The following is a 16517-nucleotide window of genomic DNA, read 5'->3' as shown; positions in this document are numbered from 1 at the left end:
CCTCACTCAGGCCGTCACTGCCGGGTCAGCCGCCGAGGTACACCCGGGGGACCCGGCTTCCGATACGGGTGACGATCTCATACGCGATCGTGTGTGCCGCTTGAGCCCAGTCCTCGGCGGTCGGCTCGCCGCGCTCGGCGTCCCCGAAGAGGACCGCCTCGTCACCGGCTTCGGCGCTGTCCTCGCCGAGGTCCACGACGAACTGGTCCATGGCGATCCGCCCGGCGGCCTGCCGGACCTTGCCGCCCACGAGCACCGGACCGCGGCCGGAGGCGTTGCGCGGGACGCCGTCGGCGTAGCCGGCGGGGACGAGCGCGAGGTGCGTCTCGGACTCGGTGACGTAGTGGTGGCCGTAGCTGACGCCGTGCCCGGCGGGGACCGTCTTGACCAGCGCGAGGGAGGCCTTGAGGGTCATGGCGGGGCGCAGTCCGAGCTGGGCGGGGGTGCCGAGTTCGGGCGAGGGGGAGACGCCGTAGACGGCGATCCCGGTGCGCACCAGGTCGAAGTGGCTCTCGGGGAGGGTGAGCGTCGCGGGCGAGTTGGCGATGTGCCGGACCTCGGGGTCGACGCCCTCCTTCTCCGCGTAGGCCAGCATGTCGCGGAAGGCGTCGAGCTGGAGCCGGATGGAGGGGTGGCCGGGCTCGTCGGCGCAGGCGAAGTGGGACCAGACGCCGGTGACCTGGACGGTGCCCTCGGCCTGCGCGGCGACGGCCGCGCCGACCAGCTCGGCCCAGTCGGCGGGCTGGCAGCCGTTGCGGCCGAGGCCGGTGTCGGCCTTGAGCTGGATCCGGGCACTGCGGCCGGCCGCGCGGGCCGCGGCCCGGACCTCGTCCAGGGCCCACATCCCGCTGACGGACACGTCGACGTCGGCCTCGACGGCCTCCCGCCAGGGCCCGCCGGGGGTCCAGAGCCAGCACATGACCCGGCCCTCGATACCGGCGTCGCGCAGGGCGAGCGCCTCCTCGGGGGTGGCGGTGCCGAGCCACGTGGCACCGGCCTCCTGGGCTGCGCGGGCGCACTGGACGGCACCGTGCCCGTAGGCGTTCGACTTGACGACGGCCATCAGCTCGGCCCGGGGTGCCCGCGCGCGCAGGGCGCGCACGTTCTCCCGTACCGCGTCAAGATCGATCTCGGCGTACACGCGCATCGGTGTCTCGTTCATCGCCCACAGTCTCTCAGAAGCCTCCCCGAGCCCCTGAGCTGCCTGGCGGCAGCACCCCAACCAAGCCCCCGCCCGGGCGGCGGCCGAACCGGCCCCACCGAGGTTCGAGGCGGCCCCGGGGAACGGGCGGAGGGCGGGCCGGGGGTCAGGCACGCCCGGCGGCCGCCTGCCGGGGTCGGAGGCCCGGCCCGTGGGGGAGCCCGCGCGGCGGCGGCCCGCCGGGGTTCCGGGCGCGGGGGTCCGGGGGGGAGCCCCCGGTGAACGGGCGCGGAACAAGACCGCGCGGCGGCCGCCCGCCGGGGGCCGAGGCCCGGGGGTCCGGGCGGAGGGCGGGGCGGGGGGCAGGCCCGCGCGGCGGCCGCCCCGCCGGGGGTCGAGGCCCGGGGCCCGCGGGGAAGCCCGCGCGGCGGGCCCGGCCCGCCGGGGTCAGGCCCGCACCGAACGCCACGCCTCCGGCAGCGCGGCGGCCACCTCCTGCGCCACCACCGGCGCCCCGTCCGCCGCGAACCGCCCGGCCAGCCCGTGCAGGTAGGCGGCGACCGACCCCGCGTCGACCCCCGACAGCCCGCCCGCCAGCAACGCCCCCGCCAGCCCGGACAGCACGTCCCCGCTCCCGGCGGTGGCCAGCCAGGGCGTACCCGTCGCATTGACCCGTACGACCCCGCCGGAGGCGACCAGCGTCGTCGAGCCCTTGAGCAGCACCGCCGCCCCGTACCGCCCGGCCAGCTCCCGTACGGCGGCCAGCCGCCCCGCCTCCACCGACTCCCTCGGCACCCCCAGCAGCGCCGCCGCCTCCCCCGCGTGCGGCGTCAGCAGGGTCGCCGCGCGGCGTCCGCGCACCACCGCCGGGTCCAGCCCGCGCAGCCCGTCCGCGTCCACCAGCACCGGCACGTCCCGGTCCGCCAGGGCCCGTTCGACGTCGGCCGCCCGCGCGGACCCCAGTCCCGGGCCGACCACCCAGGCCTGCACCCGCCCCCGCCCGACCAGCACCTCCGGGTGGCGGGCCAGCACGGCGTCCACCGCCGGGCCCACGTACCGCACCGCGCCCGCGCCGCCGCGCAGCGCCCCCGCCACGGCGAGCACGGCCGCGCCCGGGTACTGCTCCGACCCGGCGACGACCCCGACCACGCCCCGCCGGTACTTGTCGCTCGACGCCGCCGGCACCGGCAGCAGCCCCGCCACGTCGGCGTGCTGGAGGGCCTCCATCTCCGCGGACTCCGGCAGGTCCAGGCCGATGGGCACGAGCCGCACGGCGCCCGCCCGCGAGGCCCCCGGGTCGGTCAGCAGCCCCGGCTTGTACGCCCCGAAGGTGACCGTCACGTCGGCCGACACCGCCGGGCCCGCCACCTCCCCGGTGTCCGCGTCCACCCCGCTGGGCAGGTCGACGGCGACGACGAGCGCCCCCGCCGGGACCGCCCGGGCCAGGGCGGCCGCCGCCGGCCGCAGCCCGCCCCGGCCGCCGATCCCGACCAGCCCGTCCAGTACGAGGTCCGCCCGCGCGGGTACCGACTCCGCGAGCCGTCCCCCGGCGGCCCGCAGCGCGGCCAGCCCGCCGGGGTGGATCCGCGCCGGGTCCATCGGCACCGCCGTCACCCCGGCCCCGCGCCGCGCCAGCCGCGCGCCCGCGTACAGCGCGTCGCCGCCGTTGTCCCCGGGCCCGGCCAGCACCACCACGCGGGAGCCGTAGACCCGGCCCCGGCGGCGCGCCAGCAACTGCGCGCACACGGCGGCCAGTCCGGCCGCCGCCCGGGCCATCAGGGCGCCCTCCGGCAGCCGTGCCATCAGCTCGCGCTCGGCGGCCCGTACGGTCTCCACGCTGTAAGCAGTACGCATGCCCCCAGCCTGCCCCACGACGGGGCCGCTCCCCGGGCGGTGCCCGGTCCGGGCGCGGTGGCGGCGTCAGCCCTCGGCGATGACCACCGCCGAGGCGACGCCGGCGTCGTGGCTCAGCGAGATGTGCCAGGACTTCACGCCGAGCGCCCGGGCCCGGGCCTCGACCGTCCCGGACACCCGCAGCCGGGGCTGCCCGGAGTCCTCCACGTACACCTCGGCGTCGGTCCACAGCAGCCCGGCCGGCGCGCCAAGGGCTTTGGCCAGGGCTTCCTTGGCCGCGAACCGGGCGGCGAGCGAGGCGGTTCCGCGCCGCTCGCCGCTCGGCAGGGTCAACTCGGAGTCGACGAAGAGACGCCGGGCCATCTGCGGCGTCCGCTCCAGCGCCGCGCCGAACCGCTCGATCTCGGCCACGTCAATCCCCACACCGACGATCACAACAACAACCCCAGCCCCTATTCCACGGTCACCGACTTGGCGAGGTTACGCGGCTGGTCGACCTCGTTGCCCCGCGCCGTCGCCAGTTCGCACGCGAACACCTGGAGCGGCACCGTCGCCACCAGCGGCTGGAGCAGCGTCGGCGTCACCGGGATCCGGATCAGGTGGTCGGCGTACGGGACCACGGCCTCGTCGCCCTCCTCCGCGATGACGATGGTCCGCGCCCCGCGCGCCCGGATCTCCTGGATGTTCGAGACGATCTTGTCGTGCAGGACCGAGCGCCCGCGCGGCGACGGTACGACGACCACCACCGGCAGGTCCTTCTCGATCAGCGCGATCGGCCCGTGCTTGAGCTCGCCCGCCGCGAAGCCCTCGGCGTGCATGTACGCCAGCTCCTTGAGCTTGAGCGCGCCCTCCAGCGCCACCGGATACCCGACGTGGCGGCCCAGGAACAGCACGGTGTCCTTGTCGGCGAGCGAGCGCGCCAGGGCCCGTACCGGCTCCATGGTCTCCAGTACGGTGTCCACCGCCGCGGCGATGTCCGACAGCTCCCGGACCACCGCCTGGATCTCGTCGCCCCACTTCGTGCCCCGCACCTGCCCCAGGTACAGCGCGACGAGGTAGCAGGCGACCAGCTGCGTCAGGAACGCCTTGGTGGAGGCGACGGCCACCTCCGGACCGGCGTGCGTGTACAGCACGGCGTCCGATTCGCGGGGGATGGTCGAGCCGTTCGTATTGCAGACGGCCAGCACCCGGGCGCCCTGCTCGCGCGCGTGCCGCAGCGCCATCAGGGTGTCCATGGTCTCGCCGGACTGCGAGATCGCGATCACCAGCGTCCGCTGGTCCAGGATCGGGTCGCGGTAGCGGAACTCGCTGGCCAGCTCCGTCTCGCACGGGATGCGGGTCCAGTGCTCGATGGCCAGCTTCGCGATCATGCCCGCGTGGTACGCCGTACCGCAGGCCACGATCACGACCTTGTCGACCTCGCGGAGCACCGAGGCGGGGATGCGCACCTCGTCCAGGGTCAGCAGGCCGCTTGCGTCGATCCTGCCCAGGAGGGTGTCGGCGACAGCCTTCGGCTGCTCGGCGATCTCCTTGAGCATGAAGTAGTCATAGCCCCCCTTCTCGGCCGCCGAGGCGTCCCAGTCCACGTGGTACGCCCGCACGGTCGCGGGCGCACCGTCGAAGCCGGTCACCGTGACCCCGTCGCGGCGGAGTTCGACGACCTGGTCCTGCCCCAGCTCGATCGCGGACCGGGTGTGGGCGATGAACGCGGCCACGTCCGAGGCGAGGAAGTTCTCGCCCTCTCCAACGCCCACCACCAGCGGGGAGTTCCGGCGCGCGCCGACCACCACGTCCGGTTCGTCGGCGTGCACCGCGACCAGCGTGAACGCGCCCTCCAGCCGCCTGCACACCTGCCGCATGGCCGCCGCGAGCCGCCCGCCCCCGCCCCCGGCGCCGGCGCCCGCGCCCGCCACCGTCCCGAACTGCTCGGCCAGCAGGTGCGCCACCACCTCGGTGTCCGTCTCGGACTCCAGCCGGTGCCCGCGCTCGGCCAGTTCGGCGCGCAGCTCGGCGAAGTTCTCGATGATGCCGTTGTGCACGACCGCCACCCGCCCGGAGTTGTCCAGGTGGGGGTGGGCGTTGACGTCGGTGGGCCCGCCGTGGGTCGCCCACCGGGTGTGCCCGAGCCCGGTGGAGCCGGCCGGCAGCGGCCGACTGACCAGTTCCTTCTCCAGGTTGACCAGCTTTCCGGCTTTCTTGGCGCTGGCGAGGGCGCCGTCGGCGAGCACGGCGATCCCGGCCGAGTCGTAGCCGCGGTACTCGAGCCGCTTCAGTCCGGCGATGACCACATCGAGCGCAGACTGCGCTCCTACGTAACCCACAATTCCGCACATAGGCGGCAGCGTACGCCGTGCCCGGCCGCACGCCGCGTACCCGAACAAGACGAAAACCCCGCCCCGGTGAATCCACCGGGGCGGGGTTGACGCCGTTTTCGAACGATCCGTTCGACGTGTCCTCAGCCGAGCTTGCGCAGCTGCGCCTCGACCACGGGAGCCGCGAGCTCGGCCGCTCCGGAGGCCCGGCCGGCCACCAGGTTGGCGAGGGTGCCGCCCTTGCGCACCACCATGAGCTCGGTGGCGTACTGCTCGCCGTCGCGCTCGGCCTCGACCGTGTACGCGAGTGCCTCGTCACCGCCGTGCGCGGCGTGCGCGAGGACCCGGGTGACCCGGACGGTCTCCCCGTTCGCCGTCACCGAGTAGCCCGTGCCGCACGCCTCCCCCGCGGCCCGCACCCCGGCGAAGTGCCCGCCGGCGGTGTCCCCCGCGTACGAGCCGAGGGTCACCACGGTCACGGTCGAGCTGGCCGCGTCCAAGGCGGCCGCCCGCTTCTGCGGCTCCGGGGCGTCCTGCGGCAGCGGCGCCGGCACGGCGACCACCGACGCCTTGGCCCAGCCGGTCCGCCCGGCCGGCAGGTAGCCGGTCGCGGCGTAGGCCAGTTCCCGGCACTCGGGCCGGTCCACGCTCACCGGGGCGCCGTCCGCGCCCTCGGGGCTGACCTTGTGGTCGGCCAGGTCCCCCGGCGCCAGGATCAGCCGGGACGGGAGCTCGTGCGCCCTGCCCTTCGAGGCGTGCTCGGCCGCCCCGGAGGGCGACTCGGCCGCCGGTACGATCTCCAGGACCAGGCCGGGCCGGGCGGTCCCGCATCCGGTGGCGAGCAGGGCCAGGGTCAGCCCGGAGACGGCCGAGGCGCCCAGTGCGGCCGCGCGCCGCGCGCGGGCCCCGCTCATCCGAGCTTCTTGGCCTGCGCCTCCACGACCGCCTTGGGCTGGGCGGCCTCACCGGTCACGTTCATCGCGTAGAAGGTGGCCAGGGTGTCGCCCTTGCGCACGACCACGAACTGCATCGTGGCCTTGTCCCCGTCCTTCAGGTCCATCACGGTGTTGTAGGCGAGGGACTCGTCCCCGGCGGTGACCGCGGCGGAGGACCCCACCTTCTCGATCTTGGTGGACTCGGTGCCCTGGGTGACCGTGTAGCCACCCGCACAGGCCGTGGTCGCGGCCTTCAGCGCGCCGAAGGCCTCCTGGGCACCCTTGTCGTCGTACGAGGCGAGACCGACCGAGGTACGGGTCACGGCCAGGCCGCCCTTGAGCGCGTCCAGCTTGTCCTCCACCGACGCGCCCTCGGCCGGCTTCTTCGGCTTCTCCGTGGCGGCGACGGTCGCGGTGCCGGCCGGCTTGCCGAGCGGCACGAGGGTCTGGAGCTGGACCAGCGGCTTGCACTCGGCCTTGTCGGGGGTGGCGTTCTGCTCGGCCCCGGCCTTCGCGGCCGCGTCCGGCTCCACCTTGTGCTCGGGCAGGTCGGCCTGCGTGACCAGCAGCGGCGCCAGCTCCGCGGCCGACTTCCCCTTGGCCGCGGCCGCCGCCGGCGCGGACGCGGACTGCTTCGGGTCCGCCTTGCCGCCGGCCTCGGCACCCGAGTCACCCGAGCCCGAACCGCAGGCGGTGGCCAGCAGGGTCAGGGACAGGGCCGACACGGTCAGGACGGCACGACGGACGGCAGTGGTACGCACGAACAATCTCCCCCATGAACAACAGAACGCCGTCAGGACGCAGGTCGGCGCCGCGGCGACGAACAATCTACGGCCCGATCGATCACACGAGCGGGTTTTCGGGCGAACGGGCGGAATCGTGATGCGCACGAGACCGGGCAGGCCTCCGATCGATACGTACGCGTGCACAACCGGTCCCGCCCCTGCCACCTGCGCTTCCCCCCGCGGTCACCGCCACGTGACCGACCCCACCACCCACGAGCGGCCCCGAGCCCCGACAATGGCGGTGTGATCACCTCGCCGACGCGTTGTACGCCGGACCGCGCAACGGAGCGTCCCGGCCCCCGCCGGGCCCATGACGCCTCCCCGTACGTCGACCTCACCCGGGCGGAGTGGAGCGCCCTGCGCGAGCGGACGCCGCTGCCCCTGACCGCCGAGGAGGTCGAGCGGCTGCGCGGCCTCGGCGACGTCATCGACCTCGACGAGGTGCGGGACGTGTACCTGCCGCTCTCCCGCCTGCTCAACCTGTACGTCGGCGCCACCAGCAACCTGCGCGGCACCGTGAACACCTTCCTCGGCGACGCGGCCAACGGCCACGGCGCCCAGCCGGGCACCCCCTTCGTGATAGGCGTCGCCGGCTCCGTCGCCGTCGGCAAGTCCACGGTCGCGCGTCTGCTCCAGGCGCTCCTGGCCCGCTGGCCGGAGCACCCCCGCGTCGAGCTGGTCACCACGGACGGCTTCCTGTACCCGATGAAGGAGCTCCAGCGCAGGGGCCTGACCTCCCGCAAGGGCTTCCCCGAGTCCTACGACCGGCGGGCGCTCACCCGCTTCGTCGCCGACATCAAGGCGGGCAAGGACGAGGTGCGGGCCCCGGTCTACTCCCACCTGATCTACGACATCGTGCCCGGCGAGGAGCTCGTCGTACGCCGCCCGGACATCCTCATCGTCGAGGGCCTCAACGTCCTCCAGCCCGCCCTGCCCGGCAAGGACGGCCGCACCCGCGTCGGGCTCGCGGACTACTTCGACTTCAGCGTGTACGTGGACGCGCGCCCCGAGGACATCGAGCGCTGGTACCTCAACCGGTTCCGGAAGCTGCGCGAGACCGCGTTCCAGAACCCCTTCTCCTACTTCCGCAAGTACACCCAGGTCTCCGAGGAGGAGGCCCTGGAGTACGCGCAGACGATGTGGCGGACCATCAACAAGCCCAACCTGCTGGAGAACGTGGCCCCCACCCGCGGCCGGGCCACCCTCGTCGTCCGCAAGGGCCCCGACCACAAGGTGCAGAAACTGAGCCTGCGCAAGCTCTAGCACTAGGGTGCGGCCATGCTGCATCTGAGGATGATCACCCCGCCCCACCTCACCGAGGAGGTGGTGGGACTGGTCGAGCGGACGGTCGGGACCACCCACCTGGTCGTGCTCGCCGGCGCCTCCCGCGACCCCGTGGGCGACCTGGTGCTGTGCGACGTGGCGCGCGAGGCGGCCGACGAGCTGCTGCACGGGATGCGCTCCCTCGGCATCGACGAGAGCGGGTCCATCGCCGTCGAGAACATCGACCTGTCCATCTCCCGGCACGCCGACGCGGCGGAGGAGGAGGCGCCGGGCGAGGCCGCCGACGCGGTGATCTGGGAGCAGCTCGCGGAGTCGACCCACGAGGAGTCGACCCTGACGATCACCTACAGCGTCTTCATGGTCGTCGCCACGATGATCGCGGCCTGCGGCGTGGTCCTGGACAACGCGATCCTGATCGTCGGCGCGATGGCCGTCGGCCCCGAGTTCGGCCCGCTCGCGGGGATCTGCACCGGTCTGGTGCGGCGCGCCCCGAAGGATGCGTGGCGCTCGCTGGTGGCGCTGCTGGTCGGCTTCGCCGCGGCGATCGTGGGGACGACCCTGTTCAGCCTGGCGATGGACGCGCTCGGGCTGTTCCACCCGGGCATACTCGACAAGGCGCGGCCGAACACCAGCTTCATCTGGCAGCCCGACCCGTTCTCGTTCGTCGTGGCGGTGCTCGCCGGCGTGGCCGGGATGCTGTCGCTGACGTCGGCGAGGGCCGGGGCGCTGGTGGGCGTGGCGATCTCGGTGACCACCGTCCCGGCCGCCGCGAACGCGGCCGTGGCGCTCAGCTACGGGGAGTTCGCCCAGATGTGGGGCTCGGCCGAGCAGCTCCTGCTGAACCTGCTCGGCATCATCGTCGCCGGCTCGCTGACCCTGATCGGCTGGAAGCTGCTGTGGCGCACCCAGCAGCCACGGATGAGCCGGCTGCCGGGTACGCCACGGAGGAAAATGATCGACTAGCCGAGGGCCGACTTCACGACGTCGGCGAGCCTGCCGGCGACCGCGCGGGCCTGCTCGATGTCGGCGGCCTCCACCATCACCCGTACGAGCGGCTCCGTACCGGACGGACGCAGCAGCACCCGGCCGGTGGCTCCCAGCTCGCGCTCGGCGTCGGAGACGGCCGCGGCCAGCTCGCCGGAGGTGGCGACGCGGGACTTGTCCACGTCCGGGACGTTGATCAGGATCTGCGGCAGCCGCTGCATGACCCCGGCCAGATCGGCCAGCGGGCGGCCGGTGGCCGCGACCCGTGCCGCGAGCATCAGGCCGGTCAGGGTGCCGTCGCCGGTGGTCGCGTGGTCGAGGATGATCACGTGGCCGGACTGCTCGCCGCCCAGGGCGTAGCCGTGCTCCTTCATCGACTCCAGGACGTACCGGTCGCCGACGCCGGTCTGTACGACCTGGATGCCCTCGGCCTCCATGGCCAGCTTGAAGCCCAGGTTCGACATGACGGTGCCGACCACGGTGTTCTCCCGCAGTCCGCCCGCCTCGCGCATGGCGAGCGCCAGCACCGCGAGGATCTGGTCGCCGTCGACCTCGGCGCCGGTGTGGTCCACCGCCAGGCAGCGGTCGGCGTCCCCGTCGTGGGCGATGCCGAGGTCGGCGCCGTGCTCGACCACGGCCTGCTTCAGCAGGTCGAGGTGGGTGGAGCCGCAGCCGTCGTTGATGTTCAGGCCGTCGGGCTCGGCGCCGATCGTGACGACCTCCGCGCCCGCCCGGGCGAAGGCCTCGGGCGAGACGTAAGCGGCCGCGCCGTGGGCCTCGTCCAGGACGACCTTCAGGCCGTCGAAGCGGTTGGGCAGGACCCCGATGAGGTGGGCGACGTACTTGTCGAAGCCCTCGTCGTAGTCGGAGACCCGGCCGACGCCGGAGCCGGTGGGGCGCTGCCAGGGCGCGCCCGTGCGGTGCTCCTCGTACACGGATTCGATGCGGTCCTCGAGGTCGTCGGCGAGTTTGTGGCCGCCGCGCGCGAAGAACTTGATGCCGTTGTCCGGCATGGCGTTGTGGCTCGCGGAGAGCATCACGCCGAGGTCGGCGCCCAGCGCACCGGTGAGATACGCCACCGCCGGGGTGGGCAGCACACCGACGCGCAGGACGTCCACGCCGGCGCTGGCGAGGCCCGCGACGACCGCGGCTTCCAGGAACTCGCCCGACGCGCGGGGGTCCCGGCCGACCACCGCGGTGGCGCGGTGCCCCTCGAAGGTGCCCGCCTCGGCCAGTACGTGTGCGGCCGCCACGGAGAGGCCGAGCGCGAGCTCCGCCGTCAGATCCGCGTTGGCGACGCCGCGTACACCGTCCGTCCCGAAGAGTCGTCCCACTGTTGTCCTCCCGAGTTCACACTTCGCTTGTGACCGCTAGTGACAGGTATGTGCCGCTTATGGCGGTAAACGAACCGCCCCGGCAGCACAGAGAGTGCTGCCGGGGCGGTTTCGTTGCAGAACAGCAGGCGCAGATTAACGCTTGCTGTACTGCGGAGCCTTACGGGCCTTCTTGAGACCGGCCTTCTTGCGCTCGACCGCACGGTCGTCGCGGGAGAGGAAGCCGGCCTTCTTCAGCGCCGGGCGGTTGTTGTCCACGTCCGCCTCGTTCAGCGCGCGGGCCACGCCGAGGCGCAGGGCGCCGGCCTGACCGGAGACGCCGCCACCCGAGATGCGGGCGATGACGTCGTAGCGGCCGTCAAGCTCGAGGAGCTTGAAGGGCTCGTTGACTTCCTGCTGGTGCACCTTGTTGGGGAAGTAGTCCTCAAGGGTGCGACCGTTGATCTTCCACTTGCCGGTGCCCGGAACGATCCGGACGCGGGCGATGGCGTTCTTGCGACGGCCCAGGCCGGCGGCCGGCTGCGGGTCGCCGAAGCGGCCGGCAAGGGACTCGGAGGTGTAGTCGCCCTCGACGGCGACGTCCGACTCGGTGGTGTACTCCTCGACGCCCTCGAACTCGTCGACGGGGGTCTCGGCGGTGGTCTCGGCCACGATGCTCCTCAGAATTTTCTACGTCTTAGGGGGTGGCCGGAACTACTGCGCGACCTGGGTGATCTCGAACGGCACCGGCTGCTGGGCAGCGTGGGGGTGCTGGTCGCCCGAGTAGACCTTCAGCTTCGAGAGCATCTGACGGCCCAGGGTGTTCTTGGGGAGCATGCCCTTGACGGCCTTCTCGACGGCCTTCTCCGGGTTGTTCGCCAGGAGGTCGTCGTAACGCACCGAACGCAGACCGCCCGGGAAACCGGAGTGGCGGTACGCCATCTTCTGGGAGGCCTTGTTGCCCGACAGGTGGACCTTGTCGGCGTTGATGATGATGACGAAGTCGCCCATGTCCATGTGGGGGGCGTAAGTCGGCTTGTGCTTGCCGCGCAGGAGGGCGGCGGCCTGGGTCGCCAGACGGCCGAGGACAACGTCCTGGGCGTCGATGACGAGCCACTGGCGCGAGATGTCGCCGGGCTTGGGGCTGAACGTACGCACGCGTATGCCTTCGCTTCTTCAGTGGTGGGTCATCCCATAGGGCGCTAGCCCCGAGGGAAGGGTCCTGACAGGGTCACCACGGACGATCACGACAGCCCTCGTTCACATCGGGGACGCAACCCGTGTGAACCGCTGGTCATCGGCCCGGTGGACCGGCGTAAGGCCCTCACGTGAGAATGAGCAAGCCACTACGCATAACAAACCAGCAGAGTACCCAAGCAGACCCGTACGGGTCAAAACGCGGTCCGCGATGCCGATTCTGCTGGCGTCGCGGCGCACTCCGGTTCGGTCCTGGGTGGGGACCCCGCAGTTGTTACGGGTGCAAGGGTAACCCGACCGGAGCGCAGCGCACGACGCGCCAGCAGAACCGCGAGCCCGCACAGCGTCGCCATGTCCTTGAACGCGCGCCGCTTGTGGGCCAGCTCCGAGGGCCACGGGACCAGCGCCACCTGGGGCGTCAGGGCCGCCCAGAACCAGGGCGAGCGGGGCATCGAGCCCGGCCGCACCCCCGACGCCAGCAGCAGCGGCAGCACCACCAGCAGGTAGTGGTCGAAGGAGGGCCGCGAGACCAGGAATGCGGCGAGCATCACCATGGCGGCCGTCTCCGCCAGCCGCAGCTCGCCGCCGTCGGGCTCGGCGGAGTCCGGCCGCCGCCAGCGCCGCCAGGCGCCCCACAGCCCCGCCCCGGCCCCCGCGAAGGCCAGCGCCACCGCCACCGGCTGGGGCACCCCCAGCCGCGGCAGCACCGCGATCGGCGAGGCGTCCCACGGCAGCGCGTAGGCGTCCTGCCCCTGGAACAGGAAGGGCAGGGTCTTGGTGAAGAACAGCGTCGGGCTCGGCATCAGCAGCGCGCCCGCGAGCGACATCCCCACCGGCACCAGCACCGCCACCGCCAGCCCCCGCCACTGCCGGGCCAGCACGAAGAGCAGCCCCAGCGGCACCAGCATCGGCTTGCAGGCGATCGCCAGCCCCACCACCAGCCCCGCGGCGCCCCACTGCCGCCGGTGCGCGAGGAGCAGGGCCGCCGGCAGGGCGGCCGCCGAGATCGCCGTCCAGTTGCCGAGCATCACGAGGTTCACGTACGGCTTGTAGGCCAGCGCGAGCAGCCCGAGGCCGCCCACCGCCATCCGCGAGCCCAGCGGCACCGAGAACAGCCGCAGCGACGCCCACCACCCGGCACCCAGCAGCCCCGTCATGCCGGCCGGCAGCAGCCAGCGCAGCACCGCCCGCGGCACCATCGCCTCCGGCACCGCCATGATCACGGCGCTCGGCAGGTACAGGAACCGCTTGTCCTCGTACGGGGAGACCCCCGCCAGGAGCGCGTCCGCCGCCTTGACCACGAAGGCGTTGTCCGAGCCCCACTTCGGCTGGAGGCTCGCGGACACGGCGATGACCAGCAGGATCCCGGCGGAAGCCACCCGCCAGGGCCGCGGGGCCGGCCCCAGGAGCCAGGCCGTCACCCGGCCCGCCGTGGCCGGCTGATCCCATCGCATGAGCCAGATGCTAGGCCGCAGCCCCACAGCTCTCCTCCTCGCCCCGCCGAGGGGAGGTCACCCCCTGGCACTCGCGCCCGACGCCTACGTCCGTCCCGGACGACCGTAGGCGTCTCCTCCCTCAGCGCTTGCGCTCGACCCTACGTTCGTCCCAGACGGGCTCCTGAGTCTCCCGCACAACACCGTCGGAACCGAAGACCAGGTAACGGTCAAATGTGCGCGCGAACCAGCGGTCGTGCGTCACGCACAGCACGGTCCCGTCGTACGACTCCAGACCGTCCTGCAGGGCCTCCGCCGACTCCAGGTCGAGGTTGTCCGTCGGCTCGTCCAGCAGCAGCGCCGTCGTACCGGCCAGCTCCAGCAGCAGGATCTGGAAGCGCGCCTGCTGCCCGCCCGAGAGCTTCTCGAACTTCTGCTCGCCCTGGCGGTCCAGCTCGTAGCGGCGCAGGACGGCCATGGCGGCGCCCAGCGGCTTCGCGGCCTCCGTCCACAGGATGTCGACGAGCGTGCGCCCGAACAGCTCCGGGTGCGCGTGCGTCTGCGCGAAATGGCCGGGGAGCACCCGCGCGCCCAGCTTCCAGCTGCCCGTGTGCTTGACGTCCTCCCCCGCCAGCAGCCGCAGGAAGTGCGACTTGCCGGAACCGTTCGAGCCGAGCACCGCGACCCGCTCCCCGTAGAAGACCTCCAGCGAGAACGGCTTCATCAGGCCGGTCAGCTCCAGGTTCTCCACGGTCAGCGCGCGCACGCCCGTCCGGCCGCCCTTGAGCCGCATCCGGATCTCCTGCTCGCGCGGCGGCTCCGGCGGCGGGCCGGCCTCCTCGAACTTCTGGAAGCGGGTCTGCATCGCCCGGTACCGCGAGGCCATGTCGGGGCTGCTCGCGGCCTGGTTGCGCAGCCGCAGCACCAGGGCCTTCAGGCGGGCGTGCTCCTCGTCCCAGCGGCGCTTGAGCTCCTCGAAGCGCGCGAAGCGCTCCTTGCGGGCGTCGTGGTAGGTGTCGAACCCGGCACCGTGCACCCAGACGTCCGTACCCGTCGGGCCCGGCTCCAGGCTGATGATCTTCTCGGCGGCCCGGGACAGCAGCTCCCGGTCGTGCGACACGAAGAGCACCGTCTTGCGGGTGGCCTTCAGCTGCTCCTCCAGCCACCGCTTGCCCGGCACGTCGAGGTAGTTGTCCGGCTCGTCGAGCAGCAGCACCTCGTCCGGCCCGCGCAGCAGCGCCTCCAGCACCAGCCGCTTCTGCTCACCGCCCGACAGGGTGCGCACCTCGCGGTACTGCGCCCGGTCGAACGGGATGTCCAGCGCGGCCGTGGTGCACACGTCCCACAGGGTCTCCGCCTCGTAGCCCTGGACGTCGGCCCAGTCGCTGAGCGCCTGCGCGTAGGCCATCTGCGCGGCCTCGTCGTCCACCGTGAGGATCAGGTGCTCGGCGTGGTCCACGGCCTTCGCGGCCTCCCGGATCCGCGGCTGCGCCACCGAGACCAGCAGGTCCCGTACGGTCGTCTCGTCCCGGACCGAGCCCACGAACTGCGACATCACGCCGAGGCCGCCGCTGATGGAGACCCCGCCGCCGTGCGGCTGGAGCTCGCCGGAGATCAGCTTCAGCAGGGTGGTCTTGCCGGCGCCGTTCGCCCCCACCAGGGCCACCACCGACCCCTCCCCCACGCGGAAGGAGACGTCGGGGAGCAGGACCCGCCCGTCGGGAAGGTAGTACTCAAGGTGGCTGGCTTCGAGGTGTCCCATGCCGCGCATTGTCCCCGCCCCGCGGGGCGGGGCCCAAACCGGTCAGCAGCAGCCCTTGCCCGGCAGGGTGCGCATGTTCCGCGCTTCCTTGCTGCGCGCGGCCAGCAGCTCGTCGGCCGGGTAGCCGACCTCCTCCAGGGTGAGCCCGTGCGGCTTGACCACGTGCACCGAGGAGTCCCGTACGGCGGCGGCCAGCACCTGCCCGGGCCACTCGACGGGCCGGTGCCCGTCGCCCACGTGCAGGAGCGCTCCGACCAGCGAGCGCACCATGTTGTGGCAGAACGCGTCCGCCCGCACGGTGGCGGTGACGATCCCGTCCTCCGCCCGCTCCCAGCTGAGCTGCTGGAGCGTACGGATGGTCGTGGCGCCCTCGCGCTTCTTGCAGTACGCGGCGAAGTCGTGCTCGCCCACCAGCGCGGCGGCGGCCTCGTTCATGGCGTCCACGTCGAGCGGCCACTGGTGCCACAGCACGTGCCCGCGGCGCAGCGGGTCCACACCGGCCTGATGGTCGCCGACGCGGTACGCGTAGCGGCGCCAGATGGCCGAGAAGCGGGCGTTGAAGCCCTCGGGGGCCCGTGCCGCCCTCCACACCCGCACGTCGTGCGGGAGCCGCCCCGCGAGGCGCCTCAGCAGCTTGTCGTGGTGCTCGGCCCACACCTCTTCGGCCAGGTCGAACTGCGCGACCTGCCCCCGCGCGTGCACCCCGGCGTCGGTGCGCCCGGCCACGGTCAGCTCGACGGGCTCCTTCAGCCGCATCACGGTCTGCAGGGCGCTCTCCAGCTCGCCCTGCACGGTCCGCAGCGTGCGCTGCTTCGCCCAGCCGGAGAAGTCCCTGCCGTCGTACGACAGGTCCAGCCGTACCCGGACGTGCCCGGGCTCCACCTCGTCACTCACGTGACAGATCCTCTCTCACACGTACCGGAACGCAGAACGGGCCCGCCCCGGAAGGGGGCGGGCCCGTTCAGAGCCGATCAAGAACGCTTGATCCCGGGCGGGGATCAGGCCTCCTTGGTCTCCTCGGCCGGAGCCTCGGTCTCGGCGGGAGCCTCGGTCTTGGCCTCGGCCTCCTTCACCGCACGCTTGGTGGCGGCCTCGGCCTCACCGGTGGCCTGCTGGGCCACGGTCAGGGCCTCGACCAGCTCGATCACGGCCATCGGGGCGTTGTCGCCACGACGGTTGCCGATCTTGGTGATGCGGGTGTACCCACCGGGGCGGTTCTCGTAACGCGGGGCGATCTCGGTGAACAGCGTGTGCACGATGCTCTTGTCCGTGATCGTCTGCAGCACCAGGCGACGGTTGTGGATGTCGCCCTTCTTCGCCTTGGTGACCAGACGCTCGGCGTAGGGACGCAGGCGACGGGCCTTGGCCTCGGTGGTGGTGATGCGGCCGTGCTCGAAGAGCGCCTTCGCGAGGTTCGCGAGGAGGTGCTTCTCGTGCGCGGCGGAGCCGCCCAGGCGGGCACCCTTTGCGGGACGCGGCATTGTTACTCCTTCATATCTGCACCGGCCGTGTCAGGT

Annotated in this window: 15 protein-coding genes; 2 read left to right on the top strand and 13 right to left on the bottom strand. The window is 72.9% G+C overall.

What is annotated here, in order from left to right; genetic code table 11:
• Positions 1 to 25: 25 nt before the first annotated feature.
• The 6 genes from alr to AB0D45_RS13750 form a co-directional block, all read right to left on the bottom strand.
• Positions 26 to 1162: an alanine racemase gene (gene alr, locus AB0D45_RS13775; protein ID WP_361597759.1), complete on the bottom strand. Its 1137-nt coding sequence runs from the start codon at positions 1160 to 1162 to the stop codon at positions 26 to 28.
• A 426-nt stretch (positions 1163 to 1588) separates the two neighbouring features.
• On the bottom strand, positions 1589 to 2995 hold the full coding sequence (locus tag AB0D45_RS13770; protein ID WP_362458163.1) for an NAD(P)H-hydrate dehydratase: 1407 nt from the start codon (positions 2993 to 2995) through the stop codon (positions 1589 to 1591).
• Positions 2996 to 3061: 66 nt separating this feature from the next.
• Complete coding sequence (locus tag AB0D45_RS13765; protein ID WP_361597753.1) at positions 3062 to 3430, bottom strand: holo-ACP synthase; 369 nt, start codon at positions 3428 to 3430, stop codon at positions 3062 to 3064.
• A gap of 17 nt (positions 3431 to 3447) precedes the next feature.
• Complete coding sequence (gene glmS, locus AB0D45_RS13760) at positions 3448 to 5328, bottom strand: glutamine--fructose-6-phosphate transaminase (isomerizing) (RefSeq protein ID WP_362458161.1); 1881 nt, start codon at positions 5326 to 5328, stop codon at positions 3448 to 3450.
• Between the two features lie 122 nt (positions 5329 to 5450).
• On the bottom strand, positions 5451 to 6221 hold the full coding sequence (locus tag AB0D45_RS13755; RefSeq protein ID WP_362458159.1) for a hypothetical protein: 771 nt from the start codon (positions 6219 to 6221) through the stop codon (positions 5451 to 5453).
• Complete coding sequence (locus tag AB0D45_RS13750; RefSeq protein ID WP_362458157.1) at positions 6218 to 7003, bottom strand: hypothetical protein; 786 nt, start codon at positions 7001 to 7003, stop codon at positions 6218 to 6220. The genes AB0D45_RS13755 and AB0D45_RS13750 overlap by 4 nt, the downstream gene beginning before the upstream one ends.
• A gap of 267 nt (positions 7004 to 7270) precedes the next feature.
• Here AB0D45_RS13750 and coaA point away from each other — a divergent pair, with 267 nt between their 5' ends.
• Entirely contained in the window at positions 7271 to 8290 is a 1020-nt protein-coding gene (coaA, locus tag AB0D45_RS13745; protein ID WP_361597741.1) for a type I pantothenate kinase, read from the top strand.
• Positions 8291 to 8305: 15 nt separating this feature from the next.
• Positions 8306 to 9274 carry a DUF389 domain-containing protein gene (locus tag AB0D45_RS13740; protein WP_362458154.1) on the top strand — a complete coding sequence of 323 codons (969 nt, stop codon included), beginning with the start codon at positions 8306 to 8308 and terminating at the stop codon, positions 9272 to 9274.
• On the opposite strand, the gene glmM is transcribed toward AB0D45_RS13740, so the two are convergent.
• The 7 genes from glmM to rplQ form a co-directional block, all read right to left on the bottom strand.
• A complete protein-coding gene (gene glmM, locus AB0D45_RS13735; protein WP_361597735.1) occupies positions 9271 to 10629 on the bottom strand; it encodes a phosphoglucosamine mutase in 1359 nt (452 codons plus the stop codon). The two genes, AB0D45_RS13740 and glmM, sit on opposite strands and share 4 nt — an antisense overlap.
• A 135-nt stretch (positions 10630 to 10764) precedes the next feature.
• Positions 10765 to 11280, bottom strand: coding sequence for a 30S ribosomal protein S9 (gene rpsI, locus AB0D45_RS13730; protein ID WP_030031261.1), 516 nt, complete (start codon positions 11278 to 11280; stop codon positions 10765 to 10767).
• Positions 11281 to 11322: 42 nt separating this feature from the next.
• Entirely contained in the window at positions 11323 to 11766 is a 444-nt protein-coding gene (gene rplM / locus AB0D45_RS13725) for a 50S ribosomal protein L13 (RefSeq protein ID WP_356811224.1), read from the bottom strand.
• Between the two features lie 233 nt (positions 11767 to 11999).
• Entirely contained in the window at positions 12000 to 13259 is a 1260-nt protein-coding gene (locus AB0D45_RS13720) for a glycosyltransferase family 87 protein (protein ID WP_362458150.1), read from the bottom strand.
• Positions 13260 to 13380: 121 nt separating this feature from the next.
• Entirely contained in the window at positions 13381 to 15009 is a 1629-nt protein-coding gene (locus tag AB0D45_RS13715) for an ATP-binding cassette domain-containing protein (protein ID WP_362458147.1), read from the bottom strand.
• Between the two features lie 33 nt (positions 15010 to 15042).
• The gene (truA, locus tag AB0D45_RS13710) at positions 15043 to 15894 is read right to left on the bottom strand and encodes a tRNA pseudouridine(38-40) synthase TruA (protein ID WP_361597724.1); all 852 of its coding nucleotides are present in this window, start codon (positions 15892 to 15894) and stop codon (positions 15043 to 15045) included.
• A 104-nt stretch (positions 15895 to 15998) separates the two neighbouring features.
• Positions 15999 to 16481 (bottom strand): 50S ribosomal protein L17, encoded by a 483-nt coding sequence (rplQ, locus tag AB0D45_RS13705; protein ID WP_361597721.1) that lies wholly within the window; start codon positions 16479 to 16481, stop codon positions 15999 to 16001.
• Positions 16482 to 16517 lie beyond the last annotated feature (36 nt).

Origin of the sequence: Streptomyces sp. NPDC048352 (genome assembly GCF_040651895.1) — a bacterium.
Taxonomy (GTDB): Bacteria; Actinomycetota; Actinomycetes; order Streptomycetales; family Streptomycetaceae; genus Streptomyces.
The sequence above is the reverse complement of the archived record's forward strand: the minus strand, read 5'-3'. Positions and strand labels throughout refer to the sequence as shown.